Origin of the sequence: Methylosinus sp. R-45379, assembly GCF_001644125.1 — a bacterium.
GTDB lineage: Bacteria > Pseudomonadota > Alphaproteobacteria > Rhizobiales > Beijerinckiaceae > Methylosinus.
Window position 1 is genome coordinate 55,617 of the sequence record NZ_LUUM01000201.1, and the last position, 23,390, is coordinate 79,006.

16 protein-coding genes are annotated in these 23,390 nt (G+C 66.4%); 12 read left to right on the forward strand and 4 right to left on the reverse strand.

Going from position 1 to position 23,390, the window contains the following annotated elements; translation table 11 throughout:
- Nucleotides 1–99: 99 nt before the first annotated feature.
- The 4 genes from A1351_RS08595 to A1351_RS08610 all read left to right on the forward strand — a co-directional run bounded on the left by A1351_RS08595 (nt 100) and on the right by A1351_RS08610 (nt 4,076).
- Complete coding sequence (locus A1351_RS08595; RefSeq protein ID WP_064032769.1) at nt 100–1,230, forward strand: 8-amino-7-oxononanoate synthase; 1,131 nt, start codon at nt 100–102, stop codon at nt 1,228–1,230.
- The gene (gene bioD, locus A1351_RS08600; protein ID WP_064032770.1) at nt 1,227–1,862 is read left to right on the forward strand and encodes a dethiobiotin synthase; all 636 of its coding nucleotides are present in this window, start codon (nt 1,227–1,229) and stop codon (nt 1,860–1,862) included. The genes A1351_RS08595 and bioD overlap by 4 nt, the downstream gene beginning before the upstream one ends.
- A gap of 154 nt (nt 1,863–2,016) precedes the next feature.
- The gene (locus tag A1351_RS08605) at nt 2,017–2,718 is read left to right on the forward strand and encodes a hypothetical protein (RefSeq protein ID WP_157096211.1); all 702 of its coding nucleotides are present in this window, start codon (nt 2,017–2,019) and stop codon (nt 2,716–2,718) included.
- 104 nt (nt 2,719–2,822) lie between these two features.
- Nucleotides 2,823–4,076 carry an adenosylmethionine--8-amino-7-oxononanoate transaminase gene (locus A1351_RS08610; protein WP_064032772.1) on the forward strand — a complete coding sequence of 418 codons (1,254 nt, stop codon included), beginning with the start codon at nt 2,823–2,825 and terminating at the stop codon, nt 4,074–4,076.
- A gap of 175 nt (nt 4,077–4,251) precedes the next feature.
- Here A1351_RS08610 and A1351_RS08615 read toward each other — a convergent pair whose 3' ends face one another.
- Nucleotides 4,252–7,761, reverse strand: a complete 3,510-nt coding sequence (locus tag A1351_RS08615; RefSeq protein ID WP_064032801.1) for an indolepyruvate ferredoxin oxidoreductase family protein — start codon at nt 7,759–7,761, stop codon at nt 4,252–4,254.
- A gap of 473 nt (nt 7,762–8,234) precedes the next feature.
- Here A1351_RS08615 and A1351_RS08620 point away from each other — a divergent pair, with 473 nt between their 5' ends.
- The 3 genes from A1351_RS08620 (at nt 8,235) to A1351_RS08630 (ending at nt 11,822) form a co-directional block, all read left to right on the forward strand.
- Nucleotides 8,235–8,879: a DUF1007 family protein gene (locus A1351_RS08620; protein ID WP_024880494.1), complete on the forward strand. Its 645-nt coding sequence runs from the start codon at nt 8,235–8,237 to the stop codon at nt 8,877–8,879.
- Nucleotides 8,876–9,910, forward strand: a complete 1,035-nt coding sequence (locus tag A1351_RS08625) for a nickel/cobalt transporter (RefSeq protein ID WP_083967239.1) — start codon at nt 8,876–8,878, stop codon at nt 9,908–9,910. The genes A1351_RS08620 and A1351_RS08625 overlap by 4 nt, the downstream gene beginning before the upstream one ends.
- Before the next feature lie 202 nt (nt 9,911–10,112).
- Nucleotides 10,113–11,822, forward strand: coding sequence for an AMP-binding protein (locus A1351_RS08630; RefSeq protein ID WP_064032774.1), 1,710 nt, complete (start codon nt 10,113–10,115; stop codon nt 11,820–11,822).
- 119 nt (nt 11,823–11,941) lie between these two features.
- On the opposite strand, the gene A1351_RS08635 is transcribed toward A1351_RS08630, so the two are convergent.
- Entirely contained in the window at nt 11,942–12,340 is a 399-nt protein-coding gene (locus A1351_RS08635) for a DUF2147 domain-containing protein (protein WP_024880491.1), read from the reverse strand.
- A gap of 48 nt (nt 12,341–12,388) precedes the next feature.
- Here A1351_RS08635 and A1351_RS08640 point away from each other — a divergent pair, with 48 nt between their 5' ends.
- The 5 genes from A1351_RS08640 to A1351_RS08660 all read left to right on the forward strand — a co-directional run bounded on the left by A1351_RS08640 (nt 12,389) and on the right by A1351_RS08660 (nt 16,863).
- Nucleotides 12,389–13,192, forward strand: a complete 804-nt coding sequence (locus tag A1351_RS08640; RefSeq protein WP_083967240.1) for a cobalt-precorrin-6A reductase — start codon at nt 12,389–12,391, stop codon at nt 13,190–13,192.
- A complete protein-coding gene (locus A1351_RS08645; RefSeq protein WP_198162313.1) occupies nt 13,193–14,650 on the forward strand; it encodes a cobyric acid synthase in 1,458 nt (485 codons plus the stop codon).
- Complete coding sequence (gene cobD, locus A1351_RS08650) at nt 14,647–15,693, forward strand: threonine-phosphate decarboxylase CobD (RefSeq protein WP_064032775.1); 1,047 nt, start codon at nt 14,647–14,649, stop codon at nt 15,691–15,693. Before A1351_RS08645 ends, cobD begins: the two co-directional genes overlap by 4 nt.
- Nucleotides 15,683–16,384 carry a 5,6-dimethylbenzimidazole synthase gene (bluB, locus tag A1351_RS08655; protein WP_064032776.1) on the forward strand — a complete coding sequence of 234 codons (702 nt, stop codon included), beginning with the start codon at nt 15,683–15,685 and terminating at the stop codon, nt 16,382–16,384. The genes cobD and bluB overlap by 11 nt, the downstream gene beginning before the upstream one ends.
- Before the next feature lie 191 nt (nt 16,385–16,575).
- Nucleotides 16,576–16,863 carry a hypothetical protein gene (locus A1351_RS08660; protein WP_024880486.1) on the forward strand — a complete coding sequence of 96 codons (288 nt, stop codon included), beginning with the start codon at nt 16,576–16,578 and terminating at the stop codon, nt 16,861–16,863.
- Nucleotides 16,864–17,001: 138 nt separating this feature from the next.
- Here A1351_RS08660 and A1351_RS08665 read toward each other — a convergent pair whose 3' ends face one another.
- Together A1351_RS08665 and A1351_RS08670 are read right to left on the reverse strand one after the other, a co-directional pair.
- Nucleotides 17,002–20,130 carry an efflux RND transporter permease subunit gene (locus A1351_RS08665; RefSeq protein ID WP_024880485.1) on the reverse strand — a complete coding sequence of 1,043 codons (3,129 nt, stop codon included), beginning with the start codon at nt 20,128–20,130 and terminating at the stop codon, nt 17,002–17,004.
- Between the two features lie 115 nt (nt 20,131–20,245).
- Entirely contained in the window at nt 20,246–23,389 is a 3,144-nt protein-coding gene (locus A1351_RS08670; protein ID WP_064032777.1) for an efflux RND transporter permease subunit, read from the reverse strand.
- Nucleotide 23,390: the final 1 nt, after the last annotated feature.

Here is a 23,390-nt window from a genome sequence, read left to right on the forward strand (position 1 = left end):
CCGCCCGGCTATTTAACCGGCTCCCCCGGCGCGACGAAAGTCGCATGACGATCCGGGCGAGCCGGGAAGGATCGAGTGACGACAGATCGCGCGGGCGGAATGCTCGACTTCTACGCCGCGGACCTCGCGAGCCTCTCGGCGCAGGATCGCTTGCGCGCGCTCGCGCCGCGCCGTGGGCTCGACTTCAGCTCCAATGATTTTCTCGCGCTCGCCGAGTCGCAGGAACTGCGCGCCGCCGCCGCCGCGGCGCTGGCGCGCGGCGTTCCCGTCGGCGCCGGCGGCTCGCGGCTGCTGCGCGGCGACCATGAGGAGCATCAGGCGCTGGAGCGCGAGGCTGCGGCCTTTTTCCATGCGGAGAGCGCGCTTTTTTTCGGCGCCGGCTTCACGGCGAATGAGGCGCTGCTCTCGACCTTGCCGCAAAAGGGCGATCTCATCGTCCATGATGCGCTCGTGCACGCCAGCGCGCATGAGGGCATGCGGCTCTCGCGCGCGAAGAGCGTCGCCGCCGCGCATAATGACGCCGACGCTTTCGTGGATCAGATCGTCGCATGGCGCCGCGGCGGCGGAACGGGCCGGCCCTGGGTCGTCGTCGAGAGCCTCTACAGCATGGACGGCGATTTTGCGCCGCTCGACGCGCTCGCTAAGATCGCCGCGCGTCACGACGGCTTTCTCCTCATCGACGAGGCCCATGCGACCGGCGTCCACGGCCCCGGCGGGCGCGGCCTCGCCGCCGCGCTCGAGGGTCGCGAGAACGTCGTCACGCTGCACACTTGCGGCAAGGCGCTCGGCGTCTCCGGCGGCCTCGTGCTGCTGCCCGCGACGCTGCGCGAATTCCTCATCAATCGCTGCCGGCAATTCATCTTCGCGACGGCGCCGTCGCCGCTCGTCGCCGCTTGCGTTCGCGCCGCGCTGCCGATCGTGGAGCAGGCGGAAGGCCGCCGCGTCGCATTGCGCTCGCGCGTCGCGGTCGCCGCGCGCAAATTGGAGGGGGCGGGGCTCGCGCCGCCGCAATCGCAGATCGCGCCCGTCATCGTCGGCTCCAATGCGCGCGCGTTGGCGCTGGCCGCGGCGATGCAGGCGCAGGGCTATGATATTCGCGCGATCCGCCCGCCGACTGTCGCAGAAGGAACCGCGCGTCTGCGCATCTCGCTCACTCTGCATGTGAGCGAGGCGCAGATCGCCACTATGGTCGACGATCTGGCGCATGCGCTCGCGGATTTGCCGGCATGACGCGCCTCGTCGTCGCGGGAACCGACACCAATGTCGGCAAGACGGTGTTTGCCGCCGCGCTCGCCGGCGCGCTCGGAGCCTATTATTGGAAGCCCGTGCAATCGGGCCTCGAGGGCGAGACGGATACAATGGCTGTCGCGCGGCTCTCGGGGCTTTCCGAAGAGAGGCTTCTGCCCGAGGCCTATCGCCTCCGCACGGCGGCCTCGCCGCATCTTTCCGCGCGCCTCGACGGGGTGGAGATCGATCCGGCGCGTCTCTCGCCGCCGGATCGCGCGCCGCTCGTCATCGAGACGGCCGGCGGGCTGATGACGCCGCTGACGGAAGCGTGTCTGACGATCGATCTGCTGGCGCGCTGGCGGCTTCCGGCCGTGCTCTGCGCGCGCACGACGCTCGGAACGATCAATCACAGCCTATTGTCGCTCGAGGCGCTGCGACGGCGCGACATTCCGATCCTCGGCGTCGCCTTCATCGGCGAGGAGAATGAGGATACGCAGCGAATAATCGCGAAATTCTCCGGCGCGCGCGCGCTCGGCCGTCTGCCGTTCGTCGCGCCGCTCGACGCCGGGACGCTGCGCGAGGCTTTTCTCGCGCATTTCCGGCTCGCCGATCTCGATTCGAGTCTTCCGCAATGACGCCCCTTCGTCATTGCGAGCGCAGCCACTCAATCCAGAGCCATGAGGCGGCTCCTGGATTGCTTCGTCGCTGCGTTTCTCGCGCGGACGAACTTCGGCGCTCCGGCTACGTCGCGGCGAACGACAATGCGCGCCGCATCGACGAGCGCGCGGCATGATGGCGCGGCGTTCGTTCCTTTCCATTGCGGCGTCGCTCGGCGGCGCGTTGGCGCTCGCGGGCTGCGACAAGCCGGGTTCCGGCGCGGCGTATCGCTACCGCCTGACGCTGGACGTCGAGACGCCGGAAGGCGCGAAGACAGGTTCGAGCGTCATCGAGGTGCGGACATGGGAAACGCATTTCGAGGGCAAAAGCACCAATCACGAGGTGATAGGCCAGGCGGTCGTCGTCGATCTCGGCGCGCGCGGGCTACTGTTCGCGCTGCTCGCGGGGCGCGGCGAAAATGGCGGGCTCGGCTCAGTGGACCATGCAGCCTATCTGCCGGCGCTTGTGGCGCTGCGCGGGGAAAAACTGCAAGACGCCGATCCGGCATTCCAGAAAAACTTGTCCTCGACGGGCGGCGGCGACCTGATCGACAACGAAATCCCGTTTCTCGTGCGCTTTCGCGACATCGATGATCCGAAGACGGTGGAGGCGGTCGATCCGAATGATCTCGCAGAGAGCTTCGGCCTCAGCGTGCGCTTGAAACGTGCGACGATCGAGATGACCAGCGATCCAGTAACGACAGGTATTGAGAAACAGCTGGGGTGGTTGGCCGCGCTCAAAGGCGGCTACCTTGATGGTCAGTTCGCAGGGGGTGGGCCGGCCCTGTCGAACATCCTTCATGGCGGCAATTTTAAATCATCAGGGGGCCAATGACATGGCGGTCTCCGATAATCTCTTTCTCGCTATTCTTGCGATGGACGCATATAATCGAGGCTATGGTGCCAGAATTCTAATGACGACAGCCAAAGGAGACGGTAATGACATCGCCGGTCTGGCGGCCTTTCACACAGCATGCGCTGCAGAAAGACGCGATCCTCGTCGCGCGCGGCGAGGGGGCTTGGCTCGAATGCGCGGATGGCCGCCGCATTCTCGACGCCATTTCCTCCTGGTGGGTCATCACCCATGGCCATCGCCATCCGAGGATCGTGCAGGCGATCAAGGATCAGGCGGATCGGCTCGATCAGATCATCTTCGCCGGCTTCACCCATGAGCCGGCCGAGTCGTTGGCGCATCGGCTCGTCGCGCTGACGGCGCCGGGGCTCGATCATCTGTTCTATTCCGACAGCGGCTCCACATCGGTGGAGGTCGCGATCAAAATGGCGCTCGGCTATTTCCGCAATCGCGGCGTCGCGCGCAATCGCGTCATCGCTCTCGAGCATGGCTATCACGGCGACACCATCGGCGCCATGTCGACCGGCGCGCGCTCCGTCTTCAACACGGCCTATGAGCCGCTGCTCTTCGATGTGACGCGCATTCCTTTTCCGAGCGCAGGCTACGAGCAGCAGACGCTCGACGCGCTGGAGGCGGCCTGCCGCGGCGCCGACGCCGCCGTTTTCGTCGTCGAGCCGCTCGTGCTCGGCGCGGGCGGCATGCTCGTCTATGGCGCCGATACGCTGCGCGAGATGCGGCGCATCTGCGCCGCGCATGGCGTGCTCTTCGTCGCCGATGAGGTGATGACCGGCTTCGGCCGCACCGGAACGCTCTTCGCTTGCGAGCAGGCGGGGATCGTTCCCGATATCGCCTGCTACGCCAAGGGCATCACCGGCGGCTCATTGCCGCTCGCCGTGACCATGTGCTCGGCGGAGATTTTCGAGGCGCATTATTCCACCGATCGCGCGCGCACTTTCTTTCATTCGAGCTCCTTCACCGCCAATCCCATCGCTTGCGCGGCGGCGCTGGCCAATCTCGACATATGGGAGAGCGAGGATGTGCGCGGCCGCATCGCGCGTCTTTCGGCGATGCAGGAGGAGCGGCTGCTGCGCTTCGCGAATGACGCGCGCTTTACCAATGTGCGGCGCATCGGCACGATAGCGGCGCTCGATCTGCGCGCCCGCGACGCCGGCTATCTCGCGACCATCGGGCCGGCGCTCTATGAATTCTTCATCTCGCGCGGCTTGCTGCTGCGTCCGCTCGGCAACACGATCTATATTCTGCCGCCCTATTGCATAGAGGCGAGCGAGCTCGACGCGCTCTATGCGGCGATCGACGAGGCGGGAGATCGTTTCTGCTGAAAGCGCCGCAGGCGCTCGGGCGGGGGTGAAGCCCCGAGTCTTTGCCATTGAACCCCACCCCGTCCGGCCATAGGGCGTTCTGCGAAGAACGCCCGTCGCAAGCGCCGGGGCTATCGCCAGCCGACCCTCCCCCTGAAGGGGAGGGTGGAGCGGGTTCATTACGGCCTCTTCACCCTCACTCCGCCGCCATCTTCAGATCGGGCTTGATCGCGTAATATTCGCCATAGAGCCGCGCGATTTCGGCGCGGGCCTCCAGCACGCTGCGGGCGCGTATATGGCCAAAGCCGCGAATCTTCTCCGGTATGCGGGCCAGCGCCACAGCTGTCGCATGATTGGCCGGCGACAGACGCGGCAGAATATCGTCCAGCAGCAATTGATAATCGGCGAGCATCTTGCGCTCGGCGATGCGGTCGCTGTCGGGACGGAAGGGATCGAGGATGGTGCCGCGCAGGCCCTTGAAGCGCGCCAGCCATTTCAGCACATGGAACATCCACGGGCCGAAGGTGATCTTGCGCGATCCGCCAATGTCGTTCTTGCGCTGGAAGGCGACGAGATTGGGCGCGAGATGCAGCTCCATGCGCAGATCGCCCTCGAAGATCTCGGCGAGCTGGCGCTGGAAAGAGCCATCCGTGTAGAGCCGCGCCACCTCGAATTCGTCCTTGGCGGACATCAGCTTGAACAGCCCGCGCGCCACCGCCTCGGTCAGCTCCTTCGTTCCCGGAACGCGCTCCTTCTCGAGGCGCGCGACGGCGTCGACGCGTGCGCGATAGCGGGCGGCGTAAGCGGCGTTCTGATAATCGGTGAGGAAGGCGACGCGGCGATCGATCGCCTCTTCCAATGAATGTGACACATCCCGCGCGGGATTGCGCTCGCGCAATGAGGAGACGACGGTCGTCACGCTCGGAAGATCATGCGCGGCGCGGCGGCCCCAGGCGAAAGCGGAATGATTCATCGCCACCGCCTCGCCATTCAGCTCGATCGCGCGCAAGAGCGCGGCCTCGGAGAGCGGCAGCAATCCCTTCTGCCAGGCGTAGCCGAGCATGAACATATTGGCGGCGATGGAATCGCCGAGCAGCGCCAGCGCCAGCTCCGTCACATTCAGGAAATCGACGCGCTCGCCGGCGGCCTCGCGTATTGCGCGCTCGATGAGCTGCGCCGGCAGCACGAAATCGGGATCGCGCTCGATATCGCCGGGAAACACTTCGGCGCTGTTGACGACGACATGGCTGCGCGCAGGATCGATCGCCGCGAGAATCTGCTTGCCGCCGGCGACGACGAGATCGCAGCCGAGCACGAGATCGGCCTCGCCCGCGGCGATGCGGATCGCGTGAACTTCGTCGGGCGTGCGGCCGATCTTCACATGGCAATAGACGGCGCCGCCTTTTTGCGCGAGGCCGGCCATATCGATGACGCCGACGCCCTTGCCCTCGAGATGCGCGGCCATGCCGAGAATGGCGCTCACCGTCACCACACCCGTCCCGCCTATGCCGGCGACGAGCACGCCATAAGGCGCCGCGCCGATCTGCGGAACGGCGGGCTCCGGCGGCGGCGGACATTGCGTCTCGCTGGTCGGCGCGGCTTTCTTCATGCGCGCGCCATGAACGGTGACGAAGCTCGGGCAGAAGCCCTCGAGGCAGGAGAGATCCTTGTTGCAGCTCGATTGATCGATGCGGCGCTTGCGGCCGAATTCCGTCTCCAGCGGCTGCACCGACACGCAATTGGAGGCGCGGCCGCAATCGCCGCAGCCTTCGCAGACCAGCTCGTTGATGACGACGCGCACATCCGGGTCTGGATATTCGCCGCGCTTGCGGCCGCGGCGCTTTTCCGTCGCGCAAGTCTGATCGTAGATCAGAATGGTGACGCCATCCGTTGCGGCCAGCTCGCTCTGCACGCTGTTGATGACGTTACGGTGATAGATGTCGAGACCGGGCGGCCACTGGATATCGGAGGCGTATTTATGCGGCTCGTCGGAGACGAGCGCGATTCTGGCGACGCCTTCGGCCGCCACCTGATGCGCTATGGCCTCGACGGTGAGATCGCCCTCATGCGCCTGTCCGCCGGTCATGGCGACGACGCCATTGAAGAGAATCTTGAACGTTATGTTCGTCTTCGTCGCGACGGCGAAGCGAATGGCGAGCGAGCCGGAATGATTGTAGGTGCCGTCGCCGAGGTTTTGGAACACATGCTTGCGCGTCGAGAAGGGCGCCTCGCCGATCCAATTGGCGCCTTCGCCGCCCATATGCGTGTAGCCTTCGGTCGAACGGTCCATCCATTGCGCCATATAATGGCAGCCTATGCCCGTATAGGCGCGCATGCCCTCCGGAACATGGGTGGATGTCGAATGCGGGCAGCCGGAGCAGAAATGCGGCACGCGCACGCCGACGTCGGTCAGTGATTTGCGCCGCTCCTGCATTTGCTCGAGCCGGCGCACGCGCCCTTCGAGATCATCGGAGCGGACATAATTCAGCAGGCGCCGGCCGATGGCGATGGCGATGTCATTGGCGTCGAGCGAGCCCTTGATCGGGAAGAGCCATTCGCCGACCTCGTCCTTCTTGCCGATGCAGATGGGCTGATGCGAGGAGCCATAGAGCTGCTCGCGCAGCTGCACCTCGATCAGCGAGCGCTTCTCCTCGACGACGATGACGAGATCGAGCCCGCGCACGAACTCGCGCAGGCCTTGCGGCTCCAGCGGCCAGGGGCAGGCGATCTTATAGAGGCGCAGGCCGTAGTCGTTGGCCTTCACCTCGTCTATGCCGAGATCGTCCATCGCCTGGCGCACGTCGAGATAGGATTTGCCGACAGTGATGACGCCGATCTTGGCGGCGGGGCCGCCGGAGGTGATGATGCGATTGAGGCGATTGGCGCGGATGAAGGCGAGCATGGCGTCGCGCTTGCTCTCCTGCATGCGCGCTTCCTGCGTCAGCACCGGATCGCGCGGACGTATGTTGAGGCCGCCCGGCGGCAGCAGAAAATCGAGCGGCGCGATCGGGCGCACGCGATCGAGCGAGCCGTCGATGGAGGCGGTGGACTCCACCGTGTCCTTGATGAGCTTCAGGCCGACCCAGACGCCGGCGTAGCGCGACAGCGCGAAGCCCATGAGGCCGTAATCGAGAATCTCCTGCACGCCGGCCGGCGAGAGGATCGGCATCATCATATCGACGAAGACGAATTCGGATTGATGCGCCGTGGTGGAGGATTCCGCCGTGTGATCGTCGCCCATCAGCGCCAGCACGCCGCCATTGCGCGAGGAGCCGGCGAGATTGACATGACGCAGCGCGTCGCCGGAGCGATCGACGCCCGGACCCTTGCCGTACCAGACGGAGAAGACGCCGTCATATTTGCCGTCGCCGCGCATCTCCGCCTGCTGCGCGCCCCATATGGCGGTGGCGGCGAGATCCTCGTTGAGGCCCGGCATGAAGAGAATGTCGTGCTTGTCGAAGAGCGGCTTCGCCTTGTGCAGCTGCGCGTCCATGCCGCCGAGCGGCGAGCCGCGATAGCCGGAGACGAGGCCCGCCGTGCGCAGGCCGGCGCGACGATCCATCTCCTTCTGCATCAGCAGAAGACGCACGATCGCCTGCGTGCCGTTGATGAGCACATGCGTCTTGGAAAGATCGAAACGATCGGCGAGGGACACGTCGCCGAAGGCGGGGCCGGTTGTCGTGGCGCCGGCGACTACATCCGCCATACGTATTCTCTCCTCGCTCGGCGCGATGCCCTCGCGGGGCGCCCCGCTCGCGCAGGGCCGCGCGACGTCATCGTCTCGGAGAGCGGCGCGAGGCCGGCTCCCCATATGAAGCGTTGCCGCTCGAAAGCTCTCGCGCGAGGCGCTTCCGAAAGAGTCATATTGCGGATTTGCGCGTCGGCGGAAAGACTCCCGTCCTCCTCATCCGTGAAAATCCGTATCCCATCCGCGAGGGACGGCCGCCGCCGCCCCCGGCGCGACCCGCCCGGCTTGTCCTTGCGGCGCCGGGCGTGACATTATACGTCACGACGCGCGACGCCAGCAAGCGAGCCTTCGCGGGCGCCAAAAAAGCTGTCGAAACAGAGCGCCCGGCCCTGTTTCCGCCGCCTTCCGCGACTAGAGGGTCCGCGCGTGGAGCCGGAGCGATTCGCGGGACCGGAGACGAGCGCCGCGGCCCCATCGAGGCGAGAGCCCCTATGCCGAGAAGATTCACATTCGCTTCGCTGACCCTCGCCATGGCGCTCGCCGCCGTCCCGGCCGCTGCGCATCCGCATGTCTGGGTCGCCACGCGCAGCGAGATCGTGTTCACGCCGGACGGTAAGATCAAGGGCGTGCGCCACGCCTGGACCTTCGACGAAATGTATTCCGCCTTCGCGCTGCAAGGGCTCGGCAAGGACGGCAAGCCGCCGAGCCGCGAGGAGCTCGCGCCGCTCGCCAAGACCAACGCCGAATCGCTCGCCGAATTCGATTATTTCACCTTCGCGAAATATCAGAACGCCAAGGCCGCCTTCGGCCCGCCGGAGGATGTGTGGCTCGAGGCCGACGACAAGCGCATCGTCACCATGCATTTCACGCTGCCGCTGGAGAAGCCGCTGCCGGCGCAAAAGCCTTTCTCCTTCCAGACCTATGATCCGACCTACTTTGTCGCCTTCGATCTCGAGAAGCAAAATCCGGTGACTCTCGCCGGCGCTCCGGCGGGCTGCTCGACCAGCGTCGTGGAGCCGAAGCCGCTGCTCGCCGTCGACACGCAAAAGCTGAGCGAAGCCTTTTTCGCCAATATGTCGCCCGGCGCCGATTTCGGCATGAAGCTCGCCGCGCGCATCGTGGTGGCCTGCCCGTGAGGGTTTCTCCGCGGGATCGCGCGCTGCTTCTTCTGGCGCTGGCCGCGCTCGCGCTGTCGCAGGACGCCGCGCTGGCGCAGGCGGCGCGTCATCCTTTCGCCGTCGGCCCTTCGGAAGCTCCGGTCGGCGCGGCGAGCGGCCTCGCCGGGCTGCTGCTCGCCTGGCAGAGCAAATTCCATATGGAGCTGCAGAACGCTGCGCGCGCGCTGAAGACCGACAACGGCGCCTTCTTCACTCTGGCGGCCGCGAGCTTTGCCTATGGCGTTTTTCACGCCGCGGGGCCGGGTCATGGCAAGGCCGTGCTCACCTCCTATATGATCGCCAATGAAACGGCGCTGAAGCGCGGTCTGACGCTCGCCGCTCTGGCGGCGTTGCTGCAGGGCGTGGTGGCCATAGCGCTCGTCGGCGTGGCGGCCATTGTCTTCGGCGTCACCGCGCAGCGCATGACCGAGGCGGCGACATGGATCGAGACGGCGAGCTACGCCGCCATCGCCGCCGTGGGCGCGCGCCTCGCCTATGTCAAAGGGCGCGCGCTGCTCGCCGCGCTGCGGGAGCCGGCGCCCGTCCTCGCCGTCGCGCGCCGCGGCGCCTTCGCCTGCGAAGCGATCGACGACGACATCCGCGACGATCCCGCCCACATCCATGGCCCGGGCTGCGGCCATATGCATGCGATCGACGCCGCCCGCCTCGGCGCCGGCTTTCGCTGGGGGGACGCGCTGGCGACGGTCGTCGCGGCGGGCCTTCGTCCCTGCTCGGGCGCCATACTCGTGCTCGTCTTCACCCTGTCACAAGGCGTCTTCATAGCGGGCGCCGGGGCGACGTTGCTGATGTCCGCCGGCACGGCGATCACCACCGGCGCCTTGGCGGCCACGGCCGTATTCGCCAAGGATTTCGCCGCGCGTCTCGCCGCGCGCAGATCGTCGCGCGCGGAGGCGCTGCTGCGTGCGGGCGAGCTGCTCGCCGCTCTCCTCGTGCTCGCCTTCGGTCTCGCGCTGCTGCTCGGCATGCGCGCGGGAGCCGTCGGCGCCTGAGGCTTCCAATTTCGAAAGTTGCGGCGATGCTGCGCTGCGACGACGATCGTCGCGCGCCCGGGGCTGCGCTCGCGCCCGCGGCGCGCTATATTTTCGTGAGCGGATTGGCGCTATCCCGAGTTGTCGCTATCACGAGCAAACGCTAATCCAATGAGCGGACCGCTGGGCCGCGGTCGATCGCGCCCATGCCCGGAGGCCACGAATGACTGCCGCCACTCTCGCGTCGGACCCTTACGCCACCCGCCCCTGGGTCGCATCCTATCCGCCTTTCGTGCCCGCCGAGATCGACCCGGCGAGCTATTCGACCCTCGTGGACATGTTCCGCCAGAGCGTCGTCGAATTTTCCGGCCGCACCGCTCTCGAGAGCTTCGGCGCCAAGCTCACCTATGCCGAATTCGGCAACGCCGCGCGCTCGATCGCGGCTTGGCTGCAATCGCAGGGAATCGCCAAGGGCGATCGCATCGCGATCATGGCGCCCAATGTGATGGCCTATCCGCCCTTGATCTTCGGCGTGCTTTTCACGGGCGCGATCGTCGTCAACGTCAATCCGCTCTACACGCCCAAGGAGCTCGCGCATCAGATCGACGATTCCGGCGCGCGCATGATCTTCGTGCTGGAGAATTTCGCTCATACGGTCGAGGCCGCATGGCCGTCGATGAACCTCGAGAAAGCCGTCGTCATCGCTCCGGGCGATCTTCTCGGCCTGCGCGGCCCAATCGTGAATTTCGTCTCGCGCTATGTGAAATGCGCGGTGCGGCGCTATCGCCTGCCGCAGAGCCTGCCCTTTTCGCGCGTGCTGCGCGCGGGCGCCCGGGCGCCGCTGCGCGACGCCGACGTCGGCCCGGACGATCTCGCCTTTCTGCAATATACGGGCGGCACCACCGGCGTCGCCAAGGGGGCGATGCTGCGGCATCGCAACATAGCGGCCAATGTCACGCAATCGGCCGCCTGGCTCTGCCCCTATCTGCCGACGCCGCTCGATCAGGTGATGGTGACGGCGCTGCCGCTCTATCACATCTTCGGCCTCACCGCCTGCTGCCTGCTGATTGTGAAGATCGGCGGCTCCTGCCTGCTCATCGCCAATCCGCGCGATATCCCCGGCTTCGTGAAGACGCTGCGCAAATCGCGCTTCACCATGATCTCCGGCGTCAACACGCTCTATGCGGCTCTCGCCAATCATCGCGATTTTCCGCGCGTCGATTTCTCCAATCTCATCTTCTGCATTTCCGGCGGCATGGCGACGCAAGACGTCGTCGCGCGCAAATGGAAGGAGATCACCGGCCATCCCATCATCGAAGGCTATGGCCTTTCGGAGACATCGCCGGTCATCACCTGCAACCGGCCCGATCTCGTCGAATTTTCCGGCGCCATCGGCTATCCCTATCCCTCGACGCAAGTGTCGATCCGCCTGCCTTCCGGCGAGCCCGCGCCTTTCGGCGAGCGCGGCGAGCTCTGCGTCAAAGGTCCGCAAGTGATGGCCGGCTATTGGAACAGGCCGGAAGAGACGGTCGCGGCGACGACGGAGGACGGCTTCTTGCGCACGGGCGACGTCGCTGTGATGATGCCCGACGGACTATTGAAGATCGTCGATCGTCTCAAGGAGATGATCCTGGTCTCCGGCTTCAACGTCTATCCCAATGAAGTCGAGAATGTGCTGACGCGCCATCCCAAGGTCAGCGAGGCGGCGGTGATCGGCATTCCCGATCCGCATTCGGGCGAGGCGCCGCTCGCCTTCATCGTGCCGCGCGATCCCAGCGTCACCGGCAAGGAGCTGCATGATTTCTGCCGCGAGACGCTGACGCATTACAAGGCGCCGCGCCATTTCGAGTTCCGCGACAGCCTGCCCAAGACCAATGTCGGCAAGGTTTTGCGACGCATTCTGAAGGAGGAGTATCTCGCGCGCGGAAAATAGAGTGGCGCCGAGCGCTTTTCCGGTTCAGATCGAACCGGAAAAGCGCTCGATTCCTTTATTTATGTCATGTTTTCTTCACGCGAACCGGTTCCCACGTCGCTCGAAAACACTCCAGCCGCTCACCGCACCCGCGTCCACTCCTCGCCGCCGCAGATATTGGTGCCATTGACGCAGCCCTCGAGGAGCAGCACCTTCTCGCTGCGCAGCGCGAGGCTCGCGGCGTAGCTCTGGCCGTCCTTGGCGTTGTAGATGGTGCCGGTCCATTGATTGTCGCCGGTCAGCTTCAGATTCAGGATCGGCAGGCCGAGCAGAGAGCGCTTGCGCTGGCGGGGGTCGGGATTGTTCTCGTCGACGCCCTTCTCGGACAGCCAGGCGATCTTGCCGCAGATCGCTTGCCCGCAGCGGCTGATCTGAATATGCGCGGTGCCGTCGGCGACGCGCCACTCGCCGATCGGATCGGCGAGCGCCGCGGTCGCGACGACTGAAAAAATCGACGCGCACATCCAGGACCGCTTCATCTCGAGCCTCCGTTTGAATAATCACGGGCGGGAGTATAGGGCTAAGCCATGCCTCAGACCAATACGCCGGCCGCGGCGCCCCTCGCTGCGCTGCGGCAAAAGGCCGGGCCGATCCGGGCGCTCATTCTGGGCGGCACCAGCGAGGCGCGCGCGCTCGCGTCCCGTCTCGCCGGCGACGCGCGCCTTGACGCGGTGGTCTCGCTGGCGGGCCGCACCAGCGCGCCGCTCGCCTCGCCGCTGCCGGTCCGCATCGGCGGCTTCGGCGGCGTCGAGGGGCTGACGCGCTATCTCGTCGAGGAGCGCATCGAGCGCGTGATCGACGCCACCCATCCTTTTGCGGCGCGAATTTCCGCCAATGCGCGCGCGGCCTGCGCGGCGCTGGGCCTGCCGCTGCTGGTCTACACGCGCGCGCCTTGGAGCTCCGTGGAAGGGGATCGCTGGATCGAGGTCGCGGACAATGCCGGCGCCGTGGCCGCGCTGGGCGAGGCGCCGCGGCGCGTCTTTCTCACCATCGGCCGTCTGGGGCTCGCGGATTTTCTGTGTGCGCCGCAGCATTATTATCTGATCCGAACGATCGATCAGCCGCAGGAGAACGATCTACCGCAACGCTACCAATTGATCCTGGAGCGCGGTCCTTTCACAGTCGAGAGCGAATTGTCCCTGATGCGCGCCTCGGCGGTCGATGTCATCGTCTCCAAGAACAGCGGCGGCCGCGAGACCTATGCGAAGATAGAAGCCGCGCGCATGCTCGGCCTGCCGGTCGTGATGGTCACGCCGCCGCGCGGCGGCGAGGCGCACATCGTTCATGACGTCGCGGCGGCCGTCGATTTTCTCTTCTGCGAGGCGGCCTAGATGAGCGTCACTCTGATGTTCCAAGGCACGGGGTCGGATGTCGGCAAATCGCTGGTCGTCGCCGGCCTCGCGCGCGCGCTCACGCGGCGCGGCTTGCGGGTCGCGCCCTTCAAGCCGCAGAATATGTCCAACAACGCCGCGGTGACGGCGGACGGCGCCGAGATCGGCCGCGCCCAGGCGTTGCAGGCGCGCGCCGCCCGTCTCGCGCCGACCGCCGATATGAATCCCGTGCTGCTGAAGCCCCAGGGCGCCGCCGGCGCGCAAGTCGTGCTGCGCGGAAAAATCGTCGGCTCGGCGCGCGCGCGCGAATATCAGCAATGGAAGGCGGGGCTCATGTCCGCCGTGCTGGAGAGCTATGAGCGCCTGCGCGCGAGCTGCGATATCGTGCTGGTCGAAGGCGCCGGCAGCGCGGCGGAGATCAATCTGCGCGCCAATGACATCGCCAATATGGGCTTCGCTCGCCGCGTCGACGCCCCGGTCGTGCTGGTCGGCGATATAGATCGCGGCGGCGTCATCGCGCAGCTCGTCGGCTGCAAGGCCGTGCTCGATCCAGATGATGAAGCGCTGATCTGCGGCTTCATCGTCAATAAATTCCGCGGCGATCCCTCGCTCTTCGACGAAGGCATGCGTTTCATCGCCGAGCGCACCGGTTGGCGGCCGCTCGGCCTCGCGCCCTTTTTCGCGGACGCGGCGCGTCTGCCGGCGGAGGACGCTTTCGGCCTGCGCGCCGGCGCCTCGAGCGGGGAGGGCGGTCTGACGATCGCCGCGCCGCTGCTGCCCAATATCGCCAATTTCGACGATCTCGATCCGCTGCGGGCGGAGCAGGGCGTGCGCTTCATTCTGGTGCGGCCGGGCGAGCCGCTGCCGGCGGAGGCGCGGCTCGTGATACTGCCGGGCTCCAAGGCGACGATCGCCGATCTTTCCGCCTTTCGCGAGGCCGGCTGGCACATAGACCTCGCCGCGCATATTCGTCGCGGCGGGCGCGTTTTCGGCATTTGCGGCGGCTATCAGATGATGGGCCGCCGCATCGCCGATCCGCAAGGGCTCGAGGGGCCGCCCGGCGCGGTGGAGGGGCTCGGCCTCCTCGATATGGAGACGGTCTTCGAGACCGAGAAAGTGCTGAAGCAGGTGAGAGGCGCGACCATCGCCGAAAATATCCCCTTCTACGGCTATGAGATGCACGCCGGCCGCACAGAGGGGGCCGATTGCGCGCGTCCGCTGCTGCGCTTCGAGGATGGGCGGCGCGACGGCGCGGCCTCAGTGGATGGGCGCTGCGCCGGCGTCTATGTGCATGGCTTTTTCGCCGATGATTCTCTGCGCGCCGGTTTTCTGCGCGATCATGGCGCGAGCGCCTCGGACCTCTCCTATGAGCAGTCGATCGAGGCGACGTTGGACGGTCTCGCCGAGCATTTCGAGCGTCATTTGGACGTGGACGCGCTGTTGGAGCTGGCGCGATGAGCGTTTCGCCGCCGATCCTGCCGTCGATCCTGCATGGAGGCCGGCTCGATCTCGCGCGGGCGCATTTTCCGCAGGCGCCGGAGCCCTGGATCGATCTCTCGACCGGCGTCAGCCCCTATCCCTATCCGTTTCCGCCGCTCGCGCCGGAAGTCTTCACCCGCCTGCCGGATGTCGCCGCTCTGGCGGGGCTGGAGCGCATCGCCGCCGCCGCCTATCGCGCCGGGCCTGGGGCGCAGGTCGTCGCGGGGGCGGGGACGCAGGCTTTCATTCAAAGCCTGCCACGCTTGCATTGGCTGCCGCGCTCGAGGCCGGCGACGCGGGTCTCCGTCCTCGGCCTCACTTATGAGGAGCATGCGGCCGCCTGGCGCGCCGCCGGCGCCGAGGTCGCGCGCGTGGAAACATTGGAGGAGATCGCGGCGGCCGAGGTCGGCGTCGTCGTCAATCCCAATAATCCCGACGGCCGCCTCGAGCTCGCCGCGCGCCTCGCCGAGACGGCGCGGGCCATGGCGGCGAAGGGCGGGCTGCTCATCGTCGATGAGGCTTTCGCCGATTTTCTTCCCGCCGAGGCGAGCCTCGCGCCGCACGCGGGGGAGGATGGCCTCGTGCTTTTGCGTTCTTTCGGCAAGGCCTATGGGCTGCCGGGCGTCCGGCTCGGCTTCGCCCTCTGCGGCGCGGCGCTCGCCGAGCCGTTGCGGGCGACGCTCGGACCCTGGAGCGTCTCCGGCCCGGCGCTGGCGATCGGCGCGGCGGCGCTCGCCGATGCGCCCTGGCTCGCGGGTCGCGGCGTCGCGCTCGCGCAGGAGGCCGTCCGGCTCGACGGGCTGCTCGCCGCCGCAGGCTTCGAAATCATTGGCGGAACGTCGCTTTTTCGGCTCGTTCGCCATGCGGCGGCGGATCGATGGTTTGCCCATTTCGCCCGGCGCGGCATATTGACGCGTAGGTTCGGCGAGCGGCCGGATCGGCTTCGTTTCGGCCTGCCGGCTGCGCCCGCGGCCTGGGAACGACTGGAGCGCGCATTGGAGAGCGGACGAAATGGTCTTTGATCCCGAGCCGTCGCTCGTCGCCAGCGCGCCATTCTCGGAGGAGGAGCGCGCCGCCGTCTATCGCGCCATCCACACGCGCCGCGACGTTCGCGACGAATTCCTGCCCGATGAATTGTCTCACGAGGAGGTGCTGCGCCTGCTGGACGCCGCGCATCACGCGCCATCCGTGGGCTTCATGCAGCCTTGGAACTTCCTGCTCATCCGCGATCGCGGCTTGCGAGAGGCCGTGCATGCCGCCTTCGAGCGCGCCGCCGAGGCGGAGGAGGCGTTGCTGCCGCCGGGGCGGCGCGCGCAATATCGAAGCTTGAAGCTGCAAGGGATTTTGAAAGCGCCGCTGAATATCTGCATCACTTGCGACCGCTCCCGGCAGGGCCAGACCGGGCTCGGCCGCACCCAGCAGCCGGAGGCCGATCTCCTCTCCACCGCTTGTGCGGTGCAGAATTTCTGGCTGGCGGCGCGGGCGGAAGGAATCGGCGTCGGCTGGGTGAGCATATTGAGAGAGCAGGATTTACGTGCGATTTTCGACATCCCTGCGGAAATCGCCATTGTGGCCTATCTCTGCGTCGGCCGCGTCGCCAAGGCCTATGCGCAGCCGGAGCTCGAAATTCGGCAATGGGCCAAGCGCCTGCCGCTCGAGGAATTGATCTTCTCCGACCGCTGGGGAAATCGCATAAATAATTCCGAGGGTTGAGGTGGTTACAAAATTGACACGCTTTTGTGATTTTTTGGACCCTGAAAGCCGCGCACTCCTTTTGACCTTCGTCTTGAGGGGTCTATAGTGAGCGCAAGGCGCAGGGCGGATGCGCTGCAGCATGGTCTAGCTGCTCCGCCTGCGGTATGCGTCTTGCTTGCCATTAGGCCGGCAATCGTGGGGTCGGATTTATGAAACCAGCAGATTATGAGCTCGTTTACGATAAGGCCCGCCCTCTCTCGAACACGACAACGCTCACTGTCGCGGAAGTGCCGGATCGACTGGAAGATCTGCTGCATCTGCTCGGCGAGGCGATGATCGAGGGGCGTGACAATCATTCGCGACTGACGGAAATTCATCTTCCCATGTCGCGCTTTCCGCAGATGGACTCGAAATTCTGGCACATTCCGGTCGAGGATTGTGGCGAGCATCCAGTCCTGCGGCTGTTCTTCGAGACGCAGGGCGACTTCACGCACTGATCTTAAAAGGGCTTCTCGCAACCTTCGCAGTCTTCCTTCTCCCCGCATGCGGGGAGAAGGGGACGTCGCGATGATCGGTCGGACATCAGACGCCGCCGCGCTGCAAGTCCGATGTTTCGGTGGAGCGACGACCGCGCTTCACGAAGCTTTCGCCGTCTGCGGCTCTGGGATCGCAGCCTCGCGGCTCGGCGTTTCGGGCGCCCGCCGCGGCCGCCGGCTCTCCAGCTTGCTCATCAATAGATAGATCACCGGCGTCGTGTAGAGCGTCAGCATCTGGCTGAGCAGCAGCCCGCCGACGATGGTGACGCCGAGCGGACGCCGCATTTCCGCGCCGATTCCGCCGGCGAAGGCGAGCGGCAGGGCGCCGAGCATGGCGGCGAGCGTCGTCATCAAGATCGGCCGAAAGCGCTCCACGGCCGCCTCCAGCGCCGCATCGCGCACGGAATAGCCCTTGTCGCGCTCGGCGTGCAGGGCGAAGTCGACCAGCATGATGCCGTTCTTCTTCACTATGCCGATCAGCAGCAGAATGCCGATGAAGGCGATCATCGTGAATTCCGTGTCGAAGGCCTCGAGCGCCAGCAGCGCGCCGAGCCCGGCCGAGGGCAGGGTGGAGATGATCGTCACCGGATGGGCGAGGCTCTCATAGAGCACGCCGAGGATGATGTAGACGGCGAGCAGCGCGGCCAGGATCAGCCACGCCATCCCCGATGAGAGCTTGCGAAAATCCTTGGCGTCGCCGGCGAATTCCGCCTGCACCCCATTGGGGAGCTGCATTTCCTCGGTCGCCGTGAGAATGGCTTTCGCCGCCGCGTCCAGCGTATGGCCAGGCGCTATGTTGAAGGTGATGGTCGCCGCCGGCAGCACGCCCTGATGATTGACGACGAGCGGCATGGTCCCGCGCTCTATGCGGGCGACAGCGGTGAGCGGAACCTGGGTTCCGTCGCTGGCCGAGACATAGAGGCCGGAGAGATCGCGCGGATCGCGCTGGCGCGACAGCGGCGCCTCGACGATGACGCGATATTGATTGCGCTGCGTGTAGATGATCGAATCCTGACGCTGGCCGAAGGAGCTGTTGAGCGCCGCGTCGATCGCCTGAATAGGCACGCCCATGCGCGAGGCGGCGGTGCGGTCGATGACGACATTGGCCTTCAGCGCGCCCTGCTGCCGATCGGTGGTCACGTCGGCGAGATCGGGCAGCCTTTGCAGCCGCGCGAGCAGCTTGGGGGTCCATTCTTCCAAATCGTCGACCGTGGAGGCGGTGATGGTGAACTGATATTGCGCTTTGCTCTGGCGCCCGCCGGAGCGCAAATCCTGCGACGGCGTCATATAGACGGAGAGGCCGGCGATCTTGCCGAACGCCTGGCGCAGGCGCGCCAGCACCTCGAAGCTCGACGCCTTGCGTTCGGTGGCGGGCTTCAGCGCCAGAAACAGCCGGCCCTGATTGCCGGACATGCTCTGATTGGAGCCGCCGATAAAGGAGCCGACATTGACGACGTCCGGGTCGGCGGCGGCGATGGCGGCGGCCTTCTTCTGCAGCGCGACCATATCGCCGAAGGAAATATCCGCCGAGGCTTCGGTCGTGCCGTTGAGCAGGCCGATATCGTCCTGCGGCAGATTGCCCTTGGGGACCGAGGCGTAGAGGTGAACTGTCCAGCCGATCGTCAGCACGATGACGCCGAGCGTCGCCCAAGGATGGTCGACGACCGGCCGCAAGCTGCGCGCATAGAGGCCGATGAGCCGCGCCAGAGCGCCCTCGACCAGACGGTCGAAGCGGGACGGCGTCTCTCGCTTGGGCGAGGGCAGATGCGCGCAGATCGTCGGCGTCACCGTCAGCGAGACGATGGTCGAGATGACGATGGCGAAGGTGAGGGTGAAGGCGAATTCGCGCAGCAGCCGCCCGAAAATGCCTTCCATCAGCAGCAGCGGAATGAAGACGGCGATCAAGGACAGGCTGATCGAGACGACGGTGAAGCCGATCTGCTTCGCGCCGGTGAGCGCCGCCTCCAGCCGGTCCATGCCGCGCTCGACATTGGTCTCTATGTTCTCGATCATGACGATGGCGTCGTCGATGACGAAGCCGACCGCGATGGTGAGCGCCATCAGCGACAGATTATTGATCGAGAAGCCGGCGAGCCACATGGCCGCGCAGGAGCCGACGAGGGACAGCGGCACTGTCACCGCCGCGGCGAAGACCGGCGTCGCCCGGCGCAGGAAGACGAACACCACCGCCATGACGAGGGCGATGGAGACGAGCAGCGTGTTCTGTATTTCCGAGACGCTGGCGCGGATCGTCTGCGTCCGATCGGAGAGGATGGAGACGTCGACGCCGCTCGGAATCCATGTCCGCAGCTCGGGCAGCAGCGCCTTCACCTGATCGACCATGGCGATCACATTGGCGTTGGGCTGCCGCGTCACGATGATGATGACCGCCGGCTTGCCGTTGAACCAGCCGGCCGCCAGTCGATTGCGCACGCCGCGCTCGACAGTGGCGATATCGCCGAGCTTGACCACGGCGCCATTGCTCGCCGAGACGACGACATTGCGAAAGTCGCGCGGCGTCGCCAGCTGATCGCTGGCGCCGATGGTGCGGCCGAGCTGCTCGCCATTCAGCGCGCCGAGCGGCGAGAGCACATTGGCGGAGACGATGGCGTTCGCCACCGCATCGACGCCGAGGCCCATTGCGGCGAGGCGCGCCGTATCCATCTGCACGCGGATCGCCGGCTGCTCGGCGCCGGCGATGCGGACCTCGGCGACGCCGGGCACTTGCGAGATGCGCTGGGCGATGACCGTATCGGCGGCGTCGAAAATGGCGCTGGTCGGCAAGGTCTCCGAGGTCAGAGCGAGGACGATGGAGGGCACCGTCGCCTGGCTCGCCTTGCGGAAGACCGGCAGCAGCGGCAGATCGGAGGGCAGATCGGTGGCGGCGGCGTTGATCGCCGCCTGCACGTCGCGCGCGGCGGCGTCGATGTTCCGGCCGATGTCGAATTGCGCGACGATCTGCGTCTGGCCGAGCGAGCTGACCGAGGTGAGCTCGGTGACGCCGGAGATGCCGGCGAGGCGGCGCTCCAGCGGCGCGGCGACGGACGCCGCCATTGTCGCCGGATCGGCGCCCGGCCGCGCCGCTATGACGCCGATCGCCGGAAAGTCGATCGCCGGCAGGCTGGCGACGGGCAGGAAGAAATAGGCGACGGCTCCGACCATGAACAGCGCCGCCGCGAGCAGGCTCGCGCCCACCGGCCGGCGGATGAAAGGCTCGGAGATGTTCATGGCGTCGGGGCTCGATCGGCGCGTGGGTGGGCGAGCCTGAAGGCTCGCGGTCCGAAGCGCGCCCTGGACCGCGAGCCTTCAGGCTCGCATCGCGCGAAATCGCTGGGAAACCCCATCACTCCGCCGCCTCCTTGCGCTCGGAGGGCGGCGCTGTCGGGGCGGCGGCCTGCGGCTGCGACGCCGGCGATCCATGCAGCCATTCGCGCAGCCGCGCGCGCAGGCGATCGACGGCGAGATAGATGACCGGCGTCGTATAGAGCGTCAGCAGCTGCGACAGAATGAGCCCGCCGATGATCGAGACGCCGAGCGGAATGCGCAGCTCGCTGCCCGGACCATGCGCCAGCGCCAGCGGCAGCGCGCCGAGCAGCGCGGCCAGCGTCGTCATCATGATCGGCCGAAAGCGCAGCCGGCAGGCGCGCACGATGGAGTCGAAGGGCGTCAGAGCCTCTGCCTTCTCCGCCTCCAGCGCGAAGTCGATCATCATGATGGCGTTCTTCTTGACGATGCCCATCAGCAGCACGACGCCGATCAGCGCCACCAGCGACATGTCGAGCCCGGTCGCCATCAGCGCCAGCAGCGCGCCGACGCCGGCCGAGGGCAGCGTCGTCAGCACGGTGAAGGGATGCGCATAGCTCTCATAGAGCACGCCCAGCACCACATAGATGGCGATGGCCGCCGCCAGAATGAGCCAGGGCTGACCGGCGAGCGATTTGCGGAACTCCGCCGCATCGGCGCTGAACATGCCGATGATGGAGGAGGGCAGGCCGATCTCACGCTCTATGCGGGCGATCGCCTCCACCGCATCGCCGAGCGCGGCGCCGGGCGCGAGGTCGAAGCTGATCGTCGCCGCCGGAAACTGCTCCTGATGCGCGACGGCGAGAGGCGCCGTCGTCTGCTCCACCGAGACGAAGGTCGAGATCGGCGTCTGCGGTCCGCCATTGGAGGGCGAGACATAGAGCTTGTCGAGCGCGGTCGGGTCGCGCTGATATTGCGGCGCCGCCTCCAATATCACGCGATATTGGTTGGACTGGGCGTAGATGGTGGAGATCTGCCGCTGGCCGAAAGCGTCGTTCAGCGTGTCATCGACATTCTGCGCGGTGACGCCGAGCCGCCCCATCAGCTCGCGGTCGATGTGCAGGAAGGTGCGCAGCCCGCCGTTCTGCGTCTCGGCGGCGACATTGCGGAACACGCCGTCGCGGCGGATCGCGTCGATCAGCTTCTGCGACCAGTCCTGCAGCTCGGCCTGATCGGGCGCGGTGAGCGTATATTGATATTGCGAGCGGCTGGCGCGCGTCGTGATCTGTATGTCCTGCACCGGCTCTATGTAGACGGACGCGCCGGGAATGCGCTCGGCCGCCTTCTTCAGCCGCTCGGCGATCTCATCTGCGCCGACGCTGCGCACATCACGCGGGCGCAGCGTCACCGACATATGGGCGACATTGGTGGTGGCGTTGAGCGGGCCGACGCCGAGCACCGAGGCGGTCCCCGTGGCCTCCGGCTCCGCCTCGAAGATTTTCGAGACCTCGGCCTGCAGCCGCGTCATCGCCTCGAAGGAGGAATCGGGCGAGGCCTCCAGCACGACATTCAGCTGGCTCGTGTCCTGGCGCGGCAGGAAGCCCTTGGGGATGAAAGCGTAGAGCGCGATGGTGAGCGCCAGAGTGCCGAAGGTGAGGACCAGCATCAGCTTTTGCCGGCCGAGCGCAATGGCGAGAGTCTTGGCGTAGAATTCGTCGAGCCAGGCGGAAAAGCCGCTCGCCGGCGCATGGGCGGCGTGGCCCGCGCCCGGCTTCAGCAGCTTGGCGCAGAGCATGGGCGTCAAGGTCAGCGAGATGATCGCCGAGACGACGACCTGCGCGGTGAGCGTCAGCGCGAACTCGCGGAACATGCGGCCGACGAGGCCGGTCATGAACAGAAGCGGGATGAAGACGGCGATCAGCGAGACGGTGAGCGAGATCACCGTGAAGGCGATCTCCCGCGCGCCGTCCAGCGCGGCGCGATGCGGCGTCTTGCCGAGCTCTATGTTGCGGACGATGTTCTCGATCATCACGATGGCGTCGTCCACGACGAAGCCGGCGCCGATGGTCAGCGCCATCAGCGACAGATTGTCGAGCGAGAAGCCGGCGAGCGACATCAGCGCGAAAGTGGCGATGATGGAGAGCGGCAGGCTGACGCCGGCGATGACCGTCGCCCGCCAGCTGCGCAGAAACACCAGCACCACCAAAATCACCAGCGCGGTGGCCAGCACCAGGGTGAATTCCACATCCTCGATCGAGGCGCGGATCGTTTGGGTGCGGTCGTTCACCACCTCGAGCGACATGCCCTTGGGCAGCGCGCGCATGACATTGGGCAGCTCCTTATGGAGCTGATCGACCGTGCTGATGATATTGGCGCCCGGCTGGCGCTGCACGTCGAGGATGATCGCCGGCTCGCCGCGATACCAGCCGCCGACCCTGGCGTTCTCCAGCCCATCGAGCACCGTCGCCACATCGCGCAGCATGATCGGCGCGCCATTGCGATAGGCGACGACGACGGTCTCGAACTGCCGCGCCGCTTTCAGCTGGTCATTGGCGTCGAGCGTGTAGGATTGGTGGAGCCCGTCGAGCGAGCCCTTGGCGCCGGCGACATTGGCGGCGGCGATGGCGGCGCGCAAATCCTCCATGCTCATGCGATTTGCGGCGAGCCGGGCGAGATCGGCCTGAATGCGCACCGCCGGGCGCACGCCGCCCTCCACCGCCACATGGCCGACGCCCGGCACTTCCGAGAGGCGCGGCGCGATCAGCGTGTCGGCGACGTCGCTCATCTGCCGCATGCTGGCGGTCTTGGAGCGCAAGGTGAGCGTCACCACCGGCGTGTCGGCCGGATTGACCTTCGAATAGACGGGCGGATAGGGCAGCGTGCGCGGCAGCGTCGAGGCGGCGGCGTTGATCGCCGATTGCACATCCTGCGCGGCGGCGTCTATGTCGCGATCGAGCTCGAATTGCAGCGTGATCTGCGAGAGGCCGAAGGAGCTCTGCGACGACATGGTCTGCAGCGACGGAATCTGCCCGAACTGCCGCTCGAGCGAGGCCGTCACCAGCGCCGCCATCGTGTCGGGATTGGCGCCCGGCAATTGCGTCGTGACCTGAATGGTCGGGAAGTCGACCTGCGGCAGCGGCGAGATCGACAGACGCGCATAGCCGAGCAGGCCGAACAAGAGCACGGCGAAGCTCAGCAGCGAGGTCGCCACCGGCCGTTCGATGAAGGGCGTCGACACGCTCATC

Bases quoted from the DNA above. Each gene is read 5' to 3' on its own strand.
- A1351_RS08595 (WP_064032769.1), top strand. From the start codon at position 100: ATGCTCGACTTCTACGCCGCGGACCTCGCGAGCCTCTCGGCGCAGGAT.
- bioD (WP_064032770.1), top strand. From the start codon at position 1,227: ATGACGCGCCTCGTCGTCGCGGGAACCGACACCAATGTCGGCAAGACG.
- A1351_RS08605 (WP_157096211.1), top strand. From the start codon at position 2,017: ATGATGGCGCGGCGTTCGTTCCTTTCCATTGCGGCGTCGCTCGGCGGC.
- A1351_RS08610 (WP_064032772.1), top strand. From the start codon at position 2,823: ATGACATCGCCGGTCTGGCGGCCTTTCACACAGCATGCGCTGCAGAAA.
- A1351_RS08615 (WP_064032801.1), bottom strand. From the start codon at position 7,761: ATGGCGGATGTAGTCGCCGGCGCCACGACAACCGGCCCCGCCTTCGGC.
- A1351_RS08620 (WP_024880494.1), top strand. From the start codon at position 8,235: ATGCCGAGAAGATTCACATTCGCTTCGCTGACCCTCGCCATGGCGCTC.
- A1351_RS08630 (WP_064032774.1), top strand. From the start codon at position 10,113: ATGACTGCCGCCACTCTCGCGTCGGACCCTTACGCCACCCGCCCCTGG.
- A1351_RS08635 (WP_024880491.1), bottom strand. From the start codon at position 12,340: ATGAAGCGGTCCTGGATGTGCGCGTCGATTTTTTCAGTCGTCGCGACC.
- A1351_RS08640 (WP_083967240.1), top strand. From the start codon at position 12,389: ATGCCTCAGACCAATACGCCGGCCGCGGCGCCCCTCGCTGCGCTGCGG.
- A1351_RS08645 (WP_198162313.1), top strand. From the start codon at position 13,193: ATGAGCGTCACTCTGATGTTCCAAGGCACGGGGTCGGATGTCGGCAAA.
- cobD (WP_064032775.1), top strand. From the start codon at position 14,647: ATGAGCGTTTCGCCGCCGATCCTGCCGTCGATCCTGCATGGAGGCCGG.
- bluB (WP_064032776.1), top strand. From the start codon at position 15,683: ATGGTCTTTGATCCCGAGCCGTCGCTCGTCGCCAGCGCGCCATTCTCG.
- A1351_RS08660 (WP_024880486.1), top strand. From the start codon at position 16,576: ATGAAACCAGCAGATTATGAGCTCGTTTACGATAAGGCCCGCCCTCTC.
- A1351_RS08665 (WP_024880485.1), bottom strand. From the start codon at position 20,130: ATGAACATCTCCGAGCCTTTCATCCGCCGGCCGGTGGGCGCGAGCCTG.
- A1351_RS08670 (WP_064032777.1), bottom strand. From the start codon at position 23,389: ATGAGCGTGTCGACGCCCTTCATCGAACGGCCGGTGGCGACCTCGCTG.